The organism is Amycolatopsis sp. NPDC041971, assembly GCF_055588925.1.
The window spans coordinates 99,133-118,191 of record NZ_JBVJCE010000019.1 but is presented as its reverse complement, the minus strand read 5'-3'; the positions used below and the strand labels follow the sequence as shown (position 1 = coordinate 118,191).

19 protein-coding genes are annotated in these 19,059 nt (G+C 68.7%); 15 read left to right on the top strand and 4 right to left on the bottom strand.

The features are described 5' to 3' along the window. Nucleotides 1–61: 61 nt before the first annotated feature. From tsf to ACZ6DT_RS31750, 5 genes are all read left to right on the top strand, one after another. Nucleotides 62–886 (top strand): translation elongation factor Ts, encoded by an 825-nt coding sequence (tsf, locus tag ACZ6DT_RS31770; protein ID WP_465602234.1) that lies wholly within the window; start codon nucleotides 62–64, stop codon nucleotides 884–886. Between the two features lie 92 nt (nucleotides 887–978). Then, nucleotides 979–1,722 carry a UMP kinase gene (pyrH, locus tag ACZ6DT_RS31765; protein ID WP_364035029.1) on the top strand — a complete coding sequence of 248 codons (744 nt, stop codon included), beginning with the start codon at nucleotides 979–981 and terminating at the stop codon, nucleotides 1,720–1,722. A gap of 51 nt (nucleotides 1,723–1,773) precedes the next feature. Continuing rightward, nucleotides 1,774–2,331 carry a ribosome recycling factor gene (frr, locus tag ACZ6DT_RS31760; RefSeq protein ID WP_465602233.1) on the top strand — a complete coding sequence of 186 codons (558 nt, stop codon included), beginning with the start codon at nucleotides 1,774–1,776 and terminating at the stop codon, nucleotides 2,329–2,331. Beyond that, nucleotides 2,331–3,227, top strand: a complete 897-nt coding sequence (locus tag ACZ6DT_RS31755; RefSeq protein ID WP_465602231.1) for a phosphatidate cytidylyltransferase — start codon at nucleotides 2,331–2,333, stop codon at nucleotides 3,225–3,227. Before frr ends, ACZ6DT_RS31755 begins: the two co-directional genes overlap by 1 nt. A gap of 82 nt (nucleotides 3,228–3,309) precedes the next feature. Continuing rightward, nucleotides 3,310–4,821: a carboxylesterase/lipase family protein gene (locus tag ACZ6DT_RS31750; protein ID WP_465602349.1), complete on the top strand. Its 1,512-nt coding sequence runs from the start codon at nucleotides 3,310–3,312 to the stop codon at nucleotides 4,819–4,821. A 40-nt stretch (nucleotides 4,822–4,861) separates the two neighbouring features. On the opposite strand, the gene ACZ6DT_RS31745 is transcribed toward ACZ6DT_RS31750, so the two are convergent. Further along, nucleotides 4,862–5,707, bottom strand: coding sequence for a VOC family protein (locus ACZ6DT_RS31745; protein WP_465602230.1), 846 nt, complete (start codon nucleotides 5,705–5,707; stop codon nucleotides 4,862–4,864). 115 nt (nucleotides 5,708–5,822) lie between these two features. Between ACZ6DT_RS31745 and ACZ6DT_RS31740 the strand changes: the two genes are divergently transcribed. Next, on the top strand, nucleotides 5,823–6,674 hold the full coding sequence (locus tag ACZ6DT_RS31740) for a class I SAM-dependent methyltransferase (RefSeq protein WP_465602228.1): 852 nt from the start codon (nucleotides 5,823–5,825) through the stop codon (nucleotides 6,672–6,674). Here the strand turns inward: ACZ6DT_RS31740 and ACZ6DT_RS31735 are convergent. Further along, nucleotides 6,608–7,231, bottom strand: a complete 624-nt coding sequence (locus ACZ6DT_RS31735; protein WP_465602226.1) for a PadR family transcriptional regulator — start codon at nucleotides 7,229–7,231, stop codon at nucleotides 6,608–6,610. The genes ACZ6DT_RS31740 and ACZ6DT_RS31735 overlap by 67 nt on opposite strands. Nucleotides 7,232–7,396: 165 nt before the next feature. On the opposite strand from ACZ6DT_RS31735, the gene rlmN reads away from it, so the two are divergent. The 4 genes from rlmN (at nucleotide 7,397) to ACZ6DT_RS31715 (ending at nucleotide 10,265) form a co-directional block, all read left to right on the top strand. Continuing rightward, nucleotides 7,397–8,503, top strand: coding sequence for a dual-specificity RNA methyltransferase RlmN (gene rlmN, locus ACZ6DT_RS31730; RefSeq protein ID WP_465602224.1), 1,107 nt, complete (start codon nucleotides 7,397–7,399; stop codon nucleotides 8,501–8,503). A 32-nt stretch (nucleotides 8,504–8,535) separates the two neighbouring features. Then, on the top strand, nucleotides 8,536–8,808 hold the full coding sequence (locus tag ACZ6DT_RS31725; RefSeq protein WP_465602223.1) for a hypothetical protein: 273 nt from the start codon (nucleotides 8,536–8,538) through the stop codon (nucleotides 8,806–8,808). Between the two features lie 92 nt (nucleotides 8,809–8,900). Beyond that, nucleotides 8,901–9,350 carry a hypothetical protein gene (locus ACZ6DT_RS31720; protein ID WP_465602222.1) on the top strand — a complete coding sequence of 150 codons (450 nt, stop codon included), beginning with the start codon at nucleotides 8,901–8,903 and terminating at the stop codon, nucleotides 9,348–9,350. A gap of 99 nt (nucleotides 9,351–9,449) precedes the next feature. Beyond that, complete coding sequence (locus ACZ6DT_RS31715) at nucleotides 9,450–10,265, top strand: DUF1206 domain-containing protein (RefSeq protein WP_465602220.1); 816 nt, start codon at nucleotides 9,450–9,452, stop codon at nucleotides 10,263–10,265. 77 nt (nucleotides 10,266–10,342) lie between these two features. Here ACZ6DT_RS31715 and ACZ6DT_RS31710 read toward each other — a convergent pair whose 3' ends face one another. Further along, nucleotides 10,343–11,116 carry an AraC family transcriptional regulator gene (locus tag ACZ6DT_RS31710; protein WP_465602218.1) on the bottom strand — a complete coding sequence of 258 codons (774 nt, stop codon included), beginning with the start codon at nucleotides 11,114–11,116 and terminating at the stop codon, nucleotides 10,343–10,345. A gap of 91 nt (nucleotides 11,117–11,207) precedes the next feature. On the opposite strand from ACZ6DT_RS31710, the gene ACZ6DT_RS31705 reads away from it, so the two are divergent. The 5 genes from ACZ6DT_RS31705 (at nucleotide 11,208) to ACZ6DT_RS31685 (ending at nucleotide 17,254) form a co-directional block, all read left to right on the top strand. Further along, nucleotides 11,208–12,011: a sulfite exporter TauE/SafE family protein gene (locus tag ACZ6DT_RS31705; protein WP_465602217.1), complete on the top strand. Its 804-nt coding sequence runs from the start codon at nucleotides 11,208–11,210 to the stop codon at nucleotides 12,009–12,011. A 129-nt stretch (nucleotides 12,012–12,140) separates the two neighbouring features. After that, nucleotides 12,141–14,126, top strand: coding sequence for a peptidase S8/S53 subtilisin kexin sedolisin (locus tag ACZ6DT_RS31700; RefSeq protein ID WP_465602215.1), 1,986 nt, complete (start codon nucleotides 12,141–12,143; stop codon nucleotides 14,124–14,126). Between the two features lie 81 nt (nucleotides 14,127–14,207). Beyond that, the gene (locus tag ACZ6DT_RS31695; RefSeq protein WP_465602214.1) at nucleotides 14,208–15,389 is read left to right on the top strand and encodes a cysteine desulfurase-like protein; all 1,182 of its coding nucleotides are present in this window, start codon (nucleotides 14,208–14,210) and stop codon (nucleotides 15,387–15,389) included. A gap of 398 nt (nucleotides 15,390–15,787) precedes the next feature. Further along, complete coding sequence (locus ACZ6DT_RS31690) at nucleotides 15,788–16,630, top strand: poly(ethylene terephthalate) hydrolase family protein (RefSeq protein ID WP_465602213.1); 843 nt, start codon at nucleotides 15,788–15,790, stop codon at nucleotides 16,628–16,630. A 69-nt stretch (nucleotides 16,631–16,699) separates the two neighbouring features. Next, complete coding sequence (locus tag ACZ6DT_RS31685) at nucleotides 16,700–17,254, top strand: cysteine hydrolase family protein (RefSeq protein ID WP_465602212.1); 555 nt, start codon at nucleotides 16,700–16,702, stop codon at nucleotides 17,252–17,254. Between the two features lie 6 nt (nucleotides 17,255–17,260). On the opposite strand, the gene ACZ6DT_RS31680 is transcribed toward ACZ6DT_RS31685, so the two are convergent. Next, nucleotides 17,261–18,712, bottom strand: a complete 1,452-nt coding sequence (locus ACZ6DT_RS31680) for a PP2C family protein-serine/threonine phosphatase (protein ID WP_465602210.1) — start codon at nucleotides 18,710–18,712, stop codon at nucleotides 17,261–17,263. Nucleotides 18,713–19,059: the final 347 nt, after the last annotated feature.

Sequence of the window (19,059 nt, the reverse complement as noted above, 5' to 3'; positions counted from 1 at the left end):
CCCACGGGTGACTTTCCCCACAGACTTTTCTCGTACCTGAAAAAGGACGGACACACCCACGATGGCGAACTACACCGCCGCAGATGTGAAGCGTCTCCGCGAGCTGACCGGCTCCGGCATGATGAACTGCAAGAAGGCGCTGGAAGAGAACGACGGCGACTTCGACAAGGCCGTCGAGTTCCTGCGTATCAAGGGCGCCAAGGACGTCGGCAAGCGCGCCGAGCGCGCCACCGCCGAGGGCCTCGTCGCCGGTGACGGCGGCGTGCTGATCGAGCTCGACTCCGAGACCGACTTCGTCGCGAAGAACGAGGACTTCCAGACCCTCGCCGCGAAGATCGTCGAGGTCGCGCAGGCCGAGAAGACCAGCGACGTCGAGAAGCTGAAGGCCGCCACGTTCGACGGCAAGACCGTCGACGAGCACGTCCAGGCGCTGGCCGCCCGCATCGGTGAGAAGCTCGAGCTGCGCCGCGTCGCCGCCTACGAGGGCACCACCACCACGTACCTGCACCGTCGCGGTGCCGACCTCCCGCCCGCCGTCGGCGTGCTCATCGAGTACACCGGTGAGGGCGAGGCCGCCGCCGAGGCCGCCCGTGGCGCCGCCATGCAGGTCGCCGCGCTCAAGGCCAAATACCTCACCCGTGACGAGGTCCCGGCCGAGATCGTCGAGAACGAGCGTCGCGTCGCCGAGGCGACCGCCCGTGAAGAGGGCAAGCCGGAGCAGGCCATGCCCAAGATCATCGAGGGCAAGGTCAACGCGTACTACAAGGACAACGTCCTGCTCGAGCAGCCGTCGGTCAAGGACAACAAGAAGACCGTCAAGGCCCTGCTCGACGAGGCCGGCGTGACCGTGAGCCGGTTCGCCCGGTTCGAGGTCGGCCAGGCCTGATCCAGGCGCGGAACACAAGAATCACCACTGTGCCCCGTCTCCGTCCATCGGGGACGGGGCACAGTCGGGTTCGGAGCATTAGGGAGGGCGACATGGGTGTCCGGGTCGAAGGCGGATACCGGCGGGTGCTGTTGAAGCTGGGCGGCGAGATGTTCGGCGGCGGTTCCATCGGGGTTGATCCGGATGTGGTGCACTCGGTCGCTCAGCAGATCGCCGACGTCGCGCGGACGGGCGTGCAGATCGCCGTCGTGATCGGCGGTGGCAACTACTTCCGCGGCGCGGAGTTGTCGCAGCGCGGTATGGACCGCGACCGCGCGGACTACATGGCGATGCTCGGCACCGTCATGAACTGCCTGGCGCTGCAGGACTTCCTGGAGAAGGAGGGCCTGCCCACCCGCGTGCAGACCGCCATCACCATGGGGCAGGTCGCCGAGCCGTACATCCCGCGCCGTGCCGAGCGCCACCTGGAGAAGGGCCGTGTCGTCATCTTCGGCGCCGGGGTCGGCATGCCGTACTTCTCCACGGACACCGCCGCCGCGCAGCGCGCGCTCGAACTCGGCTGCGAAGCCGTCTTGATGGCGAAGGCCGTCGACGGCGTCTACACCGCGGACCCGAAGAGCGACCCGACGGCCGAGATGTTCCACGAGATCAGCCACCGCGAGGTGCTGGAACGGGACCTCAAGGTCGCCGACGCCACCGCGTTCAGCCTGTGCATGGACAACAACATGCCGATCATCGTGTTCAATCTGCTCACCGAGGGGAACATCGCCCGCGCGGTCGGTGGTGAGAGGATCGGCACCCTGGTCGACACCCCCGCCGACGGGGTGCCCGCGTAGTCCTGCTCTGATCTTCGCAATCGGTACGAATACACAACTACGGGAGTTGCCGTGATCGACGAGACCCTCCTCGACGCCGAGGAGAAGATGGAAAAAGCGGTGTCCGTCGCCAAGGAGGACCTGTCGTCGGTACGCACCGGCCGGGCTCACCCTGGGATGTTCTCGCGCGTTGTCGTCGACTACTACGGCGCGCCGACCCCGCTGAACCAGTTGGCGGGCGTCAACATCCCGGAAGCCCGGATGGCGTTGATCAAGCCCTACGACCAGAGCTCGCTCAACGCCATCGAGAAGGCGATCCGCGAGTCGGACCTCGGCGTCAACCCGAGCAACGACGGCAACGTGATCCGCATCGTCATCCCGCAGCTCACCGAAGAGCGCCGCAAGGAGATGGTGAAGGTCGCCAAGGCCAAGGGTGAGGACGCCCGCGTCTCGATCCGCAGCGTCCGCCGCAAGGCCAAGGAAGAGCTCGACCGGATCAAGAAGGACGGCGAGGCCGGCGAGGACGAGGTCGTCCACGCCGAGAAGGAACTCCAGAATCTCACCGACACCTACAGCCACAAGGTCGACGAGCTGGTGAAACACAAGGAAGCCGAGCTACTCGAGGTCTGATGAGTCAGGTGAGCGAGGAACGCGAGGACCGGGTGGACGCCCCGGAACCGGTTCCGGCCGAGAAGCCGGAACCGGCGCAGAAGGTTTCCCGCGCCGGCCGCAACCTGCCCGCCGCGATCGGGGTCGGGCTGCTGCTGGGGGCGGCGATCATCACGTCCCTGCTCACCGTGCGCTTTCTGTTCATCGGCATCATCGCGATCGCGATCGCGGTCGGCACGATCGAGCTGGCCGGGGCCTTGAAGCGCGCGGCGGGCATCCGGATCGCGCTGGTCCCGGTGCTCGTCGGCGGTCAAGCGATGATCTGGCTGGCGTGGCCGTACGGCCGCGAAGGCGCGCTGACGGCGTTCGTGCTGACGGTGCTCGTCTGCCTGCTGTGGCGGTTGCCCGGCGGCGCGGACGGCTATCTGCGCGACATCAGCGCGTCGATCTTCGCCGTCGCGTACATCCCGCTTTTCGGCGCCTTCGCCGCCATGCTCGTCCCGCCGGAGGACGGCGTCGGCCGGGTGCTGGCGTTCATGATCGGCGTCGTCGCCTCGGACACCGGCGGCTACATCGCCGGTGTACTGGGCGGCAAGCATCCGATGGCGCCCAGTATCAGCCCGAAGAAGACCTGGGAAGGTTTCGCCGGTTCGCTCGTGGCCGGTGTGGTCGCCGGCGCGCTGACCCTGAGCCTGCTGCTCGACGGCCACGCCTGGCAGGGTGTGCTGTTCGGCGCGGCGATCGTCTGCACGGCGACGCTGGGCGACCTCGTCGAGTCCCTGATCAAGCGTGATCTCGGGGTCAAGGACATGGGGAACATGCTGCCGGGGCACGGCGGGCTGATGGACCGGCTCGATTCGTTGCTCCCTTCGGCCGTGGTCTCCTGGTTGCTGCTTTCGGCGTTCGTCCCCGTTTAGCCGAACCGCAGGTGACAAGCCTGGAGTGCCGGGCCAAGCTCGGAGTATGCGCACTCGACGGATGAGTAAGCGACTTCTGGCCATGGCACTGAGCGTGGTGACGCTCGGCGCCCTGACGACGACCGTGGCGGAAGCGGGCGCGAGTCCGGTCGTCCGCACGGATTCCGGTCCCGTTCGGGGCGTGAGTACCGGCGAATACCGGAGTTTCCAAGGCATTCCCTTCGCCGCGCCGCCGGTCGGCGACCTGCGCTGGGCGCCGCCACGGAGACCCGAGCCGTGGACCGCCGTGCGGGACGCGGCCAAGCCGGGGCCTCGATGCGCGCAGGGAGCGGGCCTCGGTTCGGCACCGAGCGACGCCGAGGATTGTCTGTACCTCAACGTGATCAGCCCGGCCGGGCCGGGGCGCGAACCGCGTCCGGTGATGGTCTGGGTGCACGGTGGCAGCTTCACCTCCGGTGCGGGCAGCGACTACGACTTCAAGCGTATGGCGCTCGGCGGGGACGTCGTTGTGGTGACCGTGAACTACCGGCTGGGTGTGTTCGGCTTCTTCGGGCATCCGGAACTCGGCCGCGACTCCGGCGTTTTCGGTCTCCAAGACCAGCAAGCCGCCCTTCGCTGGGTGCAGCGCAACGCGCGTGCCTTCGGCGGCGATCCCCGGAACGTCACGTTGTTCGGCGAATCCGCCGGTGCGATGAGCACTTGTGCCCAATTGGTCTCCCCTTCGGCCGCGGGGCTGTTCCACCGCGCGATCATCCAGAGCGGTCCGTGCACGCTGACCTGGCCCGACGGCGGTTTCTTCCCCGGCGTACCCGCGGGCTCGCCGTATCTGCCCCGCGCCGTCGTCGAAGCGATGGGCGCTGAAGGAGCCGAGAAACTCGGCTGCGCCGACGTCGCCTGCCTGCGGAGGCTTCCGGTCAAGGATCTGGTGAACCAGCCGCTCGGGACGCCCGCGTTCGGCACCGGCCTGCTGCCCGAGCATCCGGCCGACGCGCTGAAGGCGGGCCGCTTCACCCGCGTGCCGGTGCTGTCAGGGGTCACCAGGGACGAGGCGAGACTGTTCGTTTCCCTGTTCCCGGGCCAGCCCTTCACCGAGGAGCATTACCAAGAGCTGCTGCGGACCGCGTTCAAGGAGAAGGCGCCGCTCGTCGCCGCACGGTACCCGTCGGCGAAGCATGGCGGTCCGGCGATGGCGTTCGCGGACGCGATGACCGGCCGGATCTGGGGCTGTCCGCAGGTGGGGACCGAACGGTTGCTGCGCGAGCGCACGCGGACCTTCGGCTACGAGTTCGCCGACCGGGACGCGCCGCCGCTTTTCCCCGCTCCGCCGGGAATGCGCTCCGGCGCCGCCCACGGATCCGAACTGGCTTATTTGTCTGATTTGGCCGGGTTTCCGGCGAAATTGACGCCAGCGCAGCAGGAACTCGCGGCGCACATGATTCAGTACTGGACGGCGTTCGCGCGAACCGGGAATCCGAACGGCGAAGAACTGCCGAAGTGGCGTCCCTCGCCGCGGACGCAGTCGCTGGCGCCGGGCGAGATCGGCCCGGTCGACCTCGCGGCCGTGCACGACTGCGGGTTCTGGGCGGGACTCTGACGAAAGAGCCCGGGTGACGGCGTCGCCCCGGCTCTTCGGTTCAGTCGTCGTAAGGATCGTCGACTTCGGCGGTGCCCCAGCCCTCGGTGGCCCGGGAGTGGTCGATCACGGCGAACACCGAACCGTCCGGGTCGGCGAGGATCGCCATCCGGCCGTACGGGGTGTCGTAGGGCTGGACCACGACGGTGCCGCCGAGCATCAAGGCCTGCCCCGCCGCGGCGTCGGCGCCGCGAGCCGGGTCGAGTTCGAGGTAGACCATCCAGTGCGGGGGAGTGTCCGGCCGATATTCCGAGCCCATCACATACCGGTACAGCACCGGTTCGTGCTCGATGAGCCATTCGGCGTAGTCGAGCGCCGCGCCGTCGCCGATCTGGTGGCTGGTGTAGTTGAAAAGACGGCAGTAGAAGTGATCCGCGGCCGCGCCGTCGTGGGTGTTGAGATCAGCGCCGCTGAAGGTGTTGGGCACCCCGGTCGCGAACTGCCAGGTGGCGGGCGGCTCCCAGAAGACGACGTGCGCGCCGCACGCGTCGATGGCGTGGATGATGTTGCCACGATGGGGAATCGTCATCGGCCCGAGAGTGACCCGGCCACCGAGACTGTCCACCCATTCGGCGGCCGCGGCCACCTGGGGCACTGAGATGTGGACGCTCCAGCCGGTCGGCCCGTCCGCGCCCGCGCGGTACAGACCACCGGTGGGGACCTCGTTCAGCGTCGCGATCGAGTATCGGCCGGTCGGCGTCGCCGGATCACGCTGAACGGTGAACTCCCAGTCGAACAGCCCGCTGTAGAAGGCTTGTGCGGCCGCTTCGTCTCGGCACGCGAGCTCGATCCAGCACGGGATTCCTGACGGGATGACGGAAGTTTGGGCGGCCGAGCCAAGCGACATGCGGTTCTCCCTTTCCGGTGGGAGTAAAGTCTAGTCGCTGACCGCGTTGTTTCTGTTAAGGATTCGACCCGGATGAGCATGGAACCCAGCCCGGTGTCCCGTCGTTGGAGCTTCCGTGCGCTGGTTTCCCCGAGCTGTCTCCTCCTTCCGCCGCAGCGGTGACGAGGTGCTGCCGAGTCCGAACATCTGGTACTACCAAAAGGCCTACGAGGTCGAGAACCGCGCGCAGGACGTCGATGACGAGATCTGGCGCGTGCTCGGCGGATGTCGCGACTGGTCCGGTGAGGACGTCCTCGACATCGGCTGTGGTGACGGGTTCCATCTGCGGCGGTTCGCCGCGACGGCGCGGTCGGTGGTCGGGGTCGAACCCCATGAGCCACTCGTGCGCGACGCGCGAAGCCGGGTGAGGGAACTGTCGAACGTCGAGGTGCGGCAAGGCCGTGCGCAGCGGCTTCCCTTGCCGGACGCGGCTTTCGACGTCGTTCACGCGCGCACCGCGTACTTCTTCGGTCCAGGCTGTGAACCCGGTCTTCGCGAAGCGGAGCGGGTGCTGCGGCCGGGCGGGACCCTGATGATCGTGGATCTCGATGTGGCGAGTGAACCCTACGGACGTTGGATGCGGCTGGATCTGCCGCGGTACGACCCGCCCGGGGTCGAGAAGTTCTTCGCTCGTCAGGGATTCGACTGCCGCAAGGTGCTGACGCGGTGGCTGTTCGAGGACGCCGCCGCGATGGAAGCGGTGCTGAAGATCGAATTCAGCGCTCCGGTCGCGGCGAAGGCGATCGCGGAGGTCCGGCGCCTCAACGAGGTTTCGTCAGGTGCCGGGGAGCGGCACCTGACGCTGCCGGTGGGCTATCGCGTGCACACGCGTACCAAGCCCACCGGCCTCGTCGTGCCAGGTCACTCCGTGTCCTCGGCGGATGCCTCGTCCGGAGTGCCGTCCTCGGCCTCGCCGAGGATGCCGTAGATCGTCCGGCGTGCCTCGTTGAGCACGTCGACGGTGCGGGCCTGCTGGCTTTCGCTGCCGGCGTGCATGACCTGCCCGACCGCCGCGGCCAGGGTCGCGCCCGCCTTGCGCAGGTTCACCTCGACCGGGTCGACGTCGTGGGCGATCTGCTCCCACGGCGGGACGGCGTCCTGTTGTTCGGCCGACGCCCGGCCGGATTCGGTGAGTTCGAACAGCTTCTTGCCGTTCTCGTCCTTGCTGATCACCAGGCCTTCGTCGGCCAGCATCTGCAGGGTCGGGTAGACCGAGCCGGGACTCGGCTTCCAGAAGCCGCCGCTGCGCTCGCCGATCTCGCGGATGATCTCGTACCCGTGCCTCGGCTGTTCGGAAAGCAGCGCGAGGATCGCGGCGCGGACGTCACCGCGTTTGCCGCGTCGTCCGCCGGGGCCACCGCGACGGCCGTGGCGATGCCGGTGTCCCGGCCCGCCCGGTCCTGGAGGGAAGTCGCCGAAGCCGCCGCGTGCCCAAGGCCCGAAGGCGGGTCGGCCGTGTTCTGGAGGGAAAGGTCGTCGTCGCATGATGTAAATCCTCTCTACGTACTGTTTCGACACGTTCACGATATATCGGAACCAGTCGACTCAGCAACCACTTCTGTGTGAATTGGGTCTCAGAGCCTTGTGTGGAAGCGGTGAACCGGGGCGGCCCGGGTGCGTCGGAGATGGACATGGGACACTGGTTGGGCTATGACTGCCCTCCCTCTCATCTTCGACGCGCCCAAGCGTGGCCTTCCGCCGCGTCACCTCGCCGACCTCACCGCCGCCGAGCGGGCCGCCGCCGTCGCTGAGCTGGGTGAGAAGCCGTTCCGCGCGAAGCAGTTGTCGAACCACTACTTCTCGCGGCTTACGGTGAACCCGGAGGAGATGACCGACATCCCGGCGGCGTCGCGGGAGAAGCTCGTCGGCGATCTGATGCCGACGCTGCTCACCGAGATCAAGGCACTCGCCTGCGACGACGGCACCACCCGCAAGACCCTGTGGCGCGCGCACGACGGGACGCTTTTGGAGAGCGTGCTGATGCGCTACCCGGATCGCGCGACCCTGTGCATCTCGAGCCAGGCCGGCTGCGGCATGGCGTGCCCGTTCTGCGCGACCGGGCAGGGTGGCCTCGACCGGAACCTTTCGACCGCGGAGATCGTCGACCAGGTCCGCTCCGCCTCCGCCGTGATGCGCGACGGGCTGATGACCGGCGGCCCCGGCCGTCTGTCGAACATCGTCTTCATGGGTATGGGCGAGCCGCTGGCGAACTACAAGCGAGTGGTCGCGGCGGTCCGGCGGATCACGGATCCCTCCCCGGAGGGGCTCGGGATCGGCCAGCGTTCGGTGACGGTGTCGACGGTGGGCCTCGCCCCGGCGATCCGCAAGCTCGCGGACGAGAAGATGCAGGTGCGGCTGGCGGTTTCGCTGCACACGCCGGACGACGAGTTGCGGGACACGCTGGTGCCGGTGAACGAGCGTTGGTCGGTGGACGAGGTGCTGTCCGCGGCCCGGTACTACGCGAACACCTCCGGCCGGCGGGTCTCGATCGAGTACGCGTTGATCCGGGACATCAACGATCAGCCTTGGCGGGCCGAGCTGCTGGCGAAGCGGCTCCGTCAGCACCTGGGGCAATTGGTGCATGTGAACGTGATCCCGTTGAACCCGACCCCGGGTTCGAAGTGGGACGCCTCGCCGAAGCCGGTGGAGCGGGAGTTCGTCCGGCTGGTGAACGCGGGCGGAGTAGCGTGCACGGTGCGTGACACGCGTGGCCAGGAGATCGCGGCGGCGTGCGGTCAGCTCGCCGCCGAGAACTGAGTTTTCCTTTCGATGATGGAGAAACTGTCGTGATGTATGCCCCCAGCCTGCTGGATCCGGCTGCGGAGGAGCTGAAGCTCGCGGACGTGATCGGCCATGGCGCGACAGGTGTCGCGCGCGAGGCCAGGACGTTGCTCGGTGAGCGGTTCAGCTCGGTGACCTTCACGTACGTCCTGATGCGGGCGTTCGAGGTGGAGTACATGGCGGCGCGGGACGCTTCGCGCTGGCACGAGTTCCACCGCGGGCCGTACGCGCTTTCGGATGCCGACCTCGAGACGTTGCTCGCCCCTTGGCTCCGCCGCTGACGGCGGCCGCGGCCTGATCTGTCCAGTGTGGACGATCAGCCGACTCGACGCGAGAGCTCCTGGGTGCGCCGTGATCGTGACAGAATGCGGGCGTGTATCGCCTGCAAGCCGTCATCGTCACCGAGTCCGCGCGCGGTGACGTGATCGATTCGTTCTCCGGCGCCCGGCTCGTTTCGCTCGGATGGCGCCTGTCACTGATGCCGTTGACCGAGGCGCTGTTCGACACCGGGGTGCCCGACCTCGGGGAGTTCTGGACGTCACCCGCTCGCTTCGGGCGACTGCTCGTCGAGTGCTCCCAGCGCGGTGCCGTGGCGTACGTCGAAGCCGAGTACTTCGGCGGAGCAGGCACGCAATCCGCGCAGGTGTGGGACAGCGGTGAGACGGTCCTCGGCCCGCTGCATCCGGCTGAAGACGAGCCCGACGGCAGTCCGATTTCTCGGGCGCTTCGGTGGCTCGGCGTGCTCAAGGGCGACCACTTCGACGAGTTCGAAGCCGCCGGGCTCGGCAGGCACCGCGACACGGAAGACTGGCTCCTCGCTTAGGCGTTTTCGCTTCGCGTTGGGCCGGACGGACCAGTCACCCGGCGGTCTTCGCCTTCGGCCGTGACACTCGGTTGAAGACACAGAAGGAAGGTGAACCGGATGTCCGAGACCAAGGCGAAACAGGTGCGCCACAACAAGGCCGTCCAGGTGTTCGGACGGATCGGGATGGGCTGTTACGGCCTGGTGTACCTGCTCATCGGGTACCTCGCGGTGCGTGTCGCCGTCGGCGGTGGCAGCCAGGAGGCCGATGGGCGCGGCGCGATCACCGAGGTCGGTTCGACCCCGGTGGGCGGCGTGCTGTTATGGGTGCTGGCGGTGGGATTGGTGGCGTACGGCCTGTGGCAGGCGCTGCTGGCCGCGGTCGGCTACACCTGGATCGACAAGCAGCGGACCCGGACCGTCAAGCGGGTTTCGTCCGGAGCGCGCTGCCTGGTGGGGATCTCGCTGGGCTTCTACGCGGCCAAGGTCGCCGCGGGCGCGGGAGAACAGGGCAGCGGTGACCAGAAGCAGCAGGAGTTCACCGCGCGGTTGCTGGAGTTGCCCGCCGGGCCGTTCCTGGTGATCGTGGTGGCCGTCATCGTGTTCGGCGTCGCGGTGGCTTCGGTGGTGAACGGGGTGCGCCGGAACTTCGTGCGCGATCTCGATCTCTCGTCGCTGCCGTCGGGGACCCGGCGGTGGGTGGAGCGGCTCGGGAGGATCGGTTATGTGGCAAGGGGTGTCGTGTTCGGCGTGGTCGCGGTACTGGTGGGATACGCGGCGCTGACGCACGACGCGTCTCGTTCCGGCGGGCTCGACGCCGCCCTGCGCACATTGGCCGCTCAGCCGTTCGGCACGGTGCTGCTCATCGTGGTCGCCGTCGGGGTCGCGGCTTTCGGCGCGTACTGCCTCGGGGCGGCACGGGCACAACGGGGCTGAGGACCGGCCTTCTCCCGCCTCGGCCAGGCAAGGAACCGAGGCGGGAGAAGGAAACTGCTCGACGGCCAGTTCGCGGGTCAGTTCGAGACAGCGGCGCGGTAATCCCTCGGCGACGTGCCGAGCAGCCGGGTGAACATGGTGGAGAACGCGGCCGGGCTCTCGTAGCCGAGCGAGGCGGCGATGCCGGCGATCGGACGGCCATCCGAAAGCAGTGACAGGGAATGCAGGACACAGGCCCGTTGCCGCCAGCGGGCGAACCCCATCCCCGTCTCGGCGGTGAACATCCGGTTCAGGGTCCGCTCGCTGACATGGAGGCGGGATGCCCAGGCGCTCACCGGCTCGTGGATGTCCGGATCGTCCAAAAAGGACTCGCACAGCGCGCGGAGCCGTTCGTGCTTCGGCAGCGGGAGGTCGAGCTGGACCGGGGCGGAGCGGCGGATCTCGTGCAGGGTCAGGCCGATGACCGCGGCATCCCGTCCGCGTGGGGTGTACAGCTCGGGCACGCCGACGGCCTCGTTCAGCAGCTCCCGCAGCAGTGAGGAGACTTCGACGACCTGGCACCGCCGCGGGAACCACGGCACCGTCTTCGGCTCGATGTACAGGCTGCGGGTGCTCACGGTCGTCGTGAAGACCTGATGGGTGGTCTCCGGCGGCACGAGCACCGCGCGCCGGGTCGGGATGGTCCAGGTGCCGTCGACCGTTTCGACCCGCATCGATCCGGTCGCGCTGTAGAGGAACTGCGAGCGGCGGTGCCGATGCGGGGGGATCCGGTGCCCCGGCGGGTAATCGGTGCGGATCGCCACCACCGCGCGGTCGAGGTGGTCGACCTCGTCGATGGGGATGTCGCGCACCTCACCCAGGCTACGCCGGGTGTCCGATCCGCGAAAGAAACTGGCGCTCTTTCGAATGCCCGCCGCACCGGGAGTGCCTACCGTCGAAGGAGTGCTGATCGAGATCTCGGTGCTCCTCGGGTTCGGCTGCCTGAGCGGGGCCACCACCGTCCTTTTCGGATTCGGCGGCGGATTCATCACCGTGCCCGTCGTCTACGCCTTCGCGCGCGCCGAGCCGGCCCACGCCCTGGGCGCGATGCACGTGGCGGTGGCCACCTCGACCGCGGTGATGGTGGTCAACGCCGGGAGCGCGACCCTCGCCCAGCTGCGCACGGGGCGGCTTCGTCGCGACTATCTGTGGCCGCTCATCGCCTTCGTCGGTCTGGGCGCCGTGCTCGGTTCTTTCGCCGCCACGGTGGCCGACGAAAGTGTCCTGCGCTGGCTCTTCGTCGCCTACCTCGCGCTGACCATCACCGACAGCGTGGTTCGGAAAGGATTCGTGAGCAGGCGAAACGACCTCCGGCCGCGTGCGCTCGGCGCGATCACCACCACCGCCGGCGGGGCCGGGATCGGCGCGGTGGCGAGTTTCCTCGGGGTCGGCGGCAGCGTGCTCACCGTCCCGCTCATGCGGCGTAAGGGCCTGCCGATGGCCGACGCGACCGCACTGGCGAACCCGCTGAGCCTGCCGGTGGCGGTGATCGGCACGGCCGTCTACGCCTTCGCGGCGACGGGCACGCCTTCGGGCACCGCTCACCTCGGCTACATCGACCTGGTGGCCGCGGGCGCGCTGCTGTGCGGCTCGCTACCGACCATCGCCGTGACGCGCCGGATGGCAGGCCGGATCCCTGACCGCGCGCACGCGATCGCGTACCTCGCCCTGCTCGCCGCCGCGTCGATCGCGATCATCGTCCGCTGAATGATCGGATGAGTACCGGTGTTGTCAAGCCTTCGACAACGGATATGTGCAATGGCAAGGGGTTATCGGCAGGCAAAGATCCGACGAATCCTCTATCTCTTTTTCGGATCTTGCGCCAAGATCTCCCGCATGAAACTGAGATCGATCACCAAACGCATGTTCGTTCTCGGGCTGCTGACGGTTCTCGGGACCACCGGGGCGACGTCGGTGGCCACCGCCGAGCCCCAGCGACCGCCCGCGGACGTCAACGCGACCGGGCTGCCGCGCGGCGGCTGGGAACCGGTCGGCCCGAACAGCGTCGGCGGCCTGCTGGCCGCTTCGGCCGCCGGGCTCGCGATGATGCAGCCGAGTCCGCCCACGCTGTGGCTCTCCGGCGATCGCGGCGCTTCGTGGTCCGCGCGCCGGAGCCTGCCCGCGGAAACCGTCATCCAGGGGTTCTTCGCCGATCCGGTGAACCCGGACCGGATGCTCGCGGTGGGCAACAAACCCGCGGGCTTCCAAGGCGAGTGGCGCGGCCTCCTGCTGAGCACCACCGACCGCGGGCAGACCTGGGAGACCCTGCGCGAGTGGTACCCCGACGGCGCGTTCGGCATGGCCACGGATCCGGCGGGCCGCGTCGTCGTAGTGCAGAACCTCGATTCGCTGAGCGTCAGCATCGACGGCGGCGTGCACTGGAACGACGTGCCGAGGAGCTGGCCGCGCGAGGGGATCGCCGCGCCGGTCGGCGCGCTCAAACTCACGCTGGTCGGCGACGACGCCTACTTCACGACCGTCTACCCGGAGTACGCGCTCTGGGCGGTCCGCGGGGTCAGCGGCAAGGAGCGGCGGGCCGAACTCGTGTACCGGACCAACGGCGAGGTGGGACAGGTCGCTTCGGACGGCAAGCTGCTCGCGGTCACGGTCGGCCCCGAACTGCACGGCTCCACCGACGGCGGCAAGACCTGGACGGTGCTGCGCCGCGAACCCGGCGGGCAGCCCTTGCGCGAACCGCGTTTCGTCGGCGGGCGTTTGTACGTCTCGACGTATAACGACATAGACGTCAGCGCGGACGGCGGCCGCACCTGGACCCGCAAACCGGTGCCCGCCCCGGGCGAGGGCGTCCGCGACATGATCGATCTCCCCGCCGCGGCCGGTAAAGCCGCCACCACGCTGATCTCCTCGCTCTACCGCGGTGTGTACGCGGACGCCGGCAAGAGCGGCTACCGGCAGATCGGTGTACCCGGCGAATCCATTCGCGACCTCGTGACCACCGGGAACCTCCTGCGGGAGCACGTCGTCGCGGCCGGTGTGCAGGAGATCTACAACACCCCGCTCCCGCGCGGCAAGGTCTCCGCGGCGGACAGGGTCTGGCAGTCGCATCCCACCGACCGGCTGCACGAGGACGCGCGCGTGTCCGTTTCGCCCGGCCGTCCGGACGTTGTCTGGCAGGTCACCCGGAACGGTTTCGCGCTCGACGTGCTCCGCAGCGGTGACGGCGGGCGGACCTGGCAGTTCGCGGCGAAGGCGAAGGAGGGTCTTCCCAGGGCGATCTTCGCCCATCCGGCCGACCCGAACAGGCTTCTCGTCTCGGCCTTCGCGCCCAGCGGCTACGTGCTTTACCGCAGTGACGACGCCGGGAAGACCTGGGAGAAGCTCGCGACCGACAGCGGCTTCATCGCCTTCGCCGGTGACCCGTGGAACCCGAACCGCGTCTGGGGCGGGGACTCCCGGGGCCTGTCCCGGTCGGACGACGGCGGCAAGACCTGGACCCATGTCTCCGGCGAACCGGTCAGTTCGATCTCGGTCGGCCGATGGGGTGGCGGACGCGTCCTCGCCGGCGGCGCGGGCATCCTGCTCAGCGAAGACGACGGCCGGACGTTCCGCCGCGTCCGTGACGGCGAGAATCCTCTCCAGATCAGCCGGATCCTGCCGCATCCGTTCGACTTCCGGGTGTGGTTCGCGAGCGACTCGACCGGGGGAGGCGTGCTGCGCAGCACGGACTTCGGCCGCACCTGGTCGCCCGTGCCCGGCGCGCTGCCCGACACCAGGGTGCTGTCGATGGCGATCAGCGCGGACGGCCGGTACCTGTTCGCGGGCACCGCGCAGTCCGGGGCGTACCGGCTGAACCTGTACTGAGCCCGGGACGCTTCGTGGCCGGTGAAAGTTCCGGCCACGAAGCGTTTACCCGGTCCCGCACCGGATGCCAGAGTCGGGGGCATGGCCATCGACGTCGCCGCCCTCCGGCTTCACTTCCCATCCCTCGCCGAGGGAACCGCCTTCTTCGACGGACCCGCGGGTACCCAGACACCCCGGCCCGTCGCCGACGCCATCGCCGGGACATTGACCTCTCCACTGTCGAACCGGGGCACGGTCAGCCCGTCCGAACGCAACGCGGAGCGAGTCGTTTCGGACTTCCGCGCCGCCTACGCCGACTTCTTGAACGTCCCTGCCGAGGGTGTCGTCCACGGCCGCAGCGCCACCCAGCTGACGTACGACTTTTCCCGGCACCTGGCCAAGGACTGGCGTGAAGGTGACGAGATCGTCGTCAGCCGTCTCGATCACGACGCCAATGTCCGGCCCTGGGTGCAGGCCGCCGAACGTATCGGGATGACCGTCCGCTGGCTCGACATCGATCCGGAAACCACCGAACTCGATCTCGATTCCCTCGTCCTCACCGAGAGGACGAGGCTGGTCGCGGTCACGGCGGCCTCGAACGTCCTCGGCACCAAGCCGCCGATCCGCCGGATCGCCGAGCTGGCCCACGACGCCGGGGCGCTGGTGTTCGTGGACGGCGTGCACTACGCCGCCCACGAACACGTGGACGTTCCCGCGCTGGGAGCGGACTTCTTCGTCTGCTCGCCGTACAAATTCCTCGGCCCGCACTGCGGGGTGCTCGGCGCGTCTCCCGCCCTCCTGGAAACCGTCGAGCCGGACAAGCTCATGCCGTCACCCGGCACCGTGCCGGAACGGTTCGAATTCGGCACGCTGCCCTACGAGCTGCTCGCGGGCGCGACGGCGGCGGTGGACTTCCTCGCCGCGCTCGACCCCGGAGCGGGCGGAGCACGGCGGGAGCGCCTGGCGAACTCGATGGACTCGTTGCACGAGCACGAAAGCACGCTGCGCGCCAGACTGGAAAAGGGACTGGGCGACGCCGTCACCGTGCATGGGAAGGCGGCCGACCGGACCCCGACGGTCCTGATGAGCCTCGGCGGCCGCGAGCGGGAGGCACAACGGCATCTCGCCGAAAGGAAGATCGTCGCCCCCGCGGGCTCCTTCTATGCCTACGAAGTCTTCGCCGCCTTGAAACTGCAGGATCCGGCGCTCCGGGTCGGGCCGGCGCCCTACACCAGCGCCGAGGACGTCGACAGGTTGCTGGACGGGCTTTCCACGTTCGGGTGAAGACCACAGTGGACGGTTCGAGCAGCGTCCCGGCTGCGGGGGTCGTGAGTGACAAGTCGTCCTATTGAGGGGTGACGCAGAGGTGTCGGGTCGGGGGGGCTCGCGGCCGTGGGGTGACGGTGTCGCGAAAGCCACTTTCGGGACGTCAGGTGTCGCGAAAGTGGCTTTCGCGACACATCTCGACTATGGGTTCGGCGAGGGCCGCGGCACGGGCGTAGCGATGGCCCCCTCTTCGCGACCGTACCTCTGGGTGAAGAACCGGACCCGGTTTGGGGCCGATCACAAGATCCGTTCGCCCGATCTTGTGATCGGCCCCATGGACCTGCGGTGACCGGACCGACACCCTGGGAAGGGAACGTCGCGGGCAACGGGCCCCCGACGGAACAGGACGGTGACCCATGATGGGGAAACTTCGCGCACGGACACTGGTCGCCGGGATGGTGGCGCTCGCGACGATGGGTCTCGCGCCCGCCGCGACGGCGGCGCCTGCCGCGCCGACCGGGATCGCGGATCAGTGGAGCAAACCCGGTCCCTTCGCGGTGACCGTCGAAGCACTTGACAGCACTCACACCGTGTACCGGCCTTCGCGGCTGGAGAAGCATCCGGTGATCCTCTGGGGTAACGGGACCGGCGCGAACCCGAAGAGCTACGACGGCCTTCTGCGGCATCTGGCCTCTCACGGTTTCGTGGTCGCGGCGGCCGACACACCGAACGCCGGGTCCGGTCAGGAGATGCTCGCCGGAGCTACGACCTTGATCGCCGAGAACTCCCGCCCCGGCAGCCGCTTCCAAGGCAAGATCGATACCGCGCACATCGGCGCCACCGGCCACTCCCAGGGCGGTGGCGGGGCGATCGTCGCCGGTGCCGACGCCCGCGTCACCACCACGATCCCGATCGAGCCGGGGCCGCAGGGTTCCGCCACGGCGCTGAAGGGGCCTTCGTTCTTCCTCGGCGGCGAGTTCGACACCATCGTCGTTCCTGGGCTGCTGGTGATCCCGCGATATCGCGCCGCGGACCAGGTGCCCGCGCTCTACGGCGAACTCGGCGGGGCGGGCCACTTCACGCCTGTCGGCAACGGCGGCGGTTTCCGCGGCGCGATCACGGCGTGGTTCCGGTTCTGGCTTTCCGGTGACGAACGCGCCCGCGCGGAGTTCTTCGGCCCCTCCTGCGGATTGTGCCGTGACGGGGCGTGGTCCGACGTCCGGCGCAACGCGAAGGCGCTGGCCGTCCCCGGCGCTTGATCGCCGGTTCTTGTCGGTGCTCCGGGTTAAGGTCTGCCGCAGCAGCCTGACCAGGAGGGACACCACGTCATGACCACTCTCGACAACCGGCCGAACACCGCGCTCCTCGTAGTCGATGTCCAGAACGGCGTCGTCGACGAGGGCCACGAGCGCGACGCGGTGGTCGCGAACATCGGCGGACTCGTCGGCAGGGCACGACGGGAAGGCGTCCCGGTCGTGTGGGTTCAGCATGCCGACGAGGAACTCGTGCGCGGCAGCGAAGAATGGCGCATCGTCGGCGAGCTGAGCCGGGAGGACGCTGAGCCGCTCGTCGAGAAGGCCTATGGGGACTCGTTCGAGGGCACCGATCTGGAGCGGGTCCTGGCCGAACGCGGGGTCGGGCGGCTCGTGGTCGTCGGGGCGGAGACCGACGCCTGCATCCGCTCGACACTGCACGGCGCCATGGTCCGCGGATACGACGCGACGCTGGTGGGTGACGCGCACACCACCGTGGACAAAACCACGTGGGGAGCGCCCGCGCCGGAGCAGGTCATCGCCCATACGAATCTGTACTGGCGGTATCAGGCCGCGCCGGGCAGGAAGGGAGGGACGGTCAAGACCGAAGACGTGGACTTCATCGGCTGAATCGCGTCACGGCCTGCCGGGCCAGTGAGCGATCAGCAGACCGGCGTCTCCGGTGAAAGCGCCGCGGCAGTGGGACTTCGCCGCCTGGAGCACGCGCCGGGCGGTCTCGGGCGGTAGCTGCTCCGCATTGGCGTTCAGGCATTCGGCGAACCCGAACCGTTCGCCGTCGGCGGCACGCGCTCCCGAGAGGCCTTCGGTGTGCAGGAAGAGGAGGTCTCCGGGCCGGAGCCGGGTGGTCATGATCCGGCCGGGTGGTCCGGCGCCGAACGGCGACCGCGGCGCACTGTCCACTGTGGACACGTCATTCGACGAGGCCGGCTCGTGCTCGGTGCCGAGCACGAGCGGGGGCGGCCCGCCCGCTTCCAGATGGCGCAGGTCGCCCTGGGCGAGGTCCACTTCGGCCAGCGTGCCGCGGACGGCGGGGCCGTCACCGAACTGTGTCGAGAGCGCTTTGTCGACAGCGATCTCCTGGCCGCGCAGGTCCTGGCCCTCGCGGCGGGCGGACCGGTAGGCCGCGAGCGCCGTCGAGACCACGAGACCCGCGGACGGGCTGTCCCGGCCGGCGTCGAAGATGGCCAGCCACGCCGTCGTTGCGGAAAGGGCGTAGTCGAAGGTGACACCACGAAGGTCGTAGGCGGGCTCGACACCGCCCGCCAGCATCACGTCGCGCGTCGCCGCCGTCAACGGGGGCAGGTTCTGCCAGAGCAGTTCCGCGGTGGGGCCACGTCGTCGTCCACGCCGCCTCATGTCGAGGGCGTCGCCGTAACGCATCGCGGCGGCGACGAGATGGCCTGCCAGGGACGCGAGCCATTCGCACTGGGTTCGCAGGGCGGGGTCGTGGAGGTCGGCGTCCGCACCGGCCTCGATCTCGAGCACGCCCATGCGCTCGTCGCCGTCGAGCAGCACGGTCCACAACCGCGGTCCTTCCGGCTCCTCGGTCAGCAGGGTCTCGACGTGCCGATAGGCCTGACCGGCGGTGCCCGTCTCGATGGGCAACGGTCGCCGTCCGCGTACCGGCCCGGGCAGTGGGACGAGGTGACGCTGGTCGTAATCGGCGAGGTAGACGGCGATCTCGAGGTCCAGCGCACGGCCCGAGGCGGCGATGACCTCGGGCAACCGCTCCGGGGCGGCATGGTGGGCGCCGTCCAGGAGTTCCAGCAGGGCGGCCAAAGTACCGCGAGGACGAGTGCTCTCACCGGTCTCGCGGCTGTAAGGCGCCCGTCGTACGCCGGGGAGTTCATCGAGTCGTTCGTTGACCGCGTGGGTCACCATGTCCCGCTGGATTCTGGGCAAAGGCAGCACGCCCTGCAGGAACGCGTCCAGTTCGACTTCGCTGACGTCGCCGCCCAGGGCGAAGTACCTCAGCCACAGTTGCTCCACGGTGAGCCCGCTTCGAGCGAAGCACGCCGCAATGATCCGTCGTTGCTCCTCGGCGTGGACGGAGGACACGGTGATCACCCCCGGTTCTTGGCGACACCCGCCTGGTTACCAACCAAAACCCGGGATGAAACATGAGTCGGCACGCGATCGGCCGTCTCGTCGAGGAGTGCTGAAGATTACGCCAGGTGGGCGAACGATTCGGGGCCGTCTGGACCGGAGGAAGCGATCCGGGACAGGCCGAACGTGGGTCGCGGTAGGCGGGGTGAGCGCATTCGGCTAAGGTCGTTTTCCGAAAGCGGTTCTGAGCGTTGAGAAGTTAGCGCCGATCCGCCGGTAACCGGGTTGGTTGCGGCGGTTGATGGTGCGCGCTCGGCGCCGGTTCCTGCCGGTGACTCCCGTGGTGCATCACGCCGATGTGCAGAAGT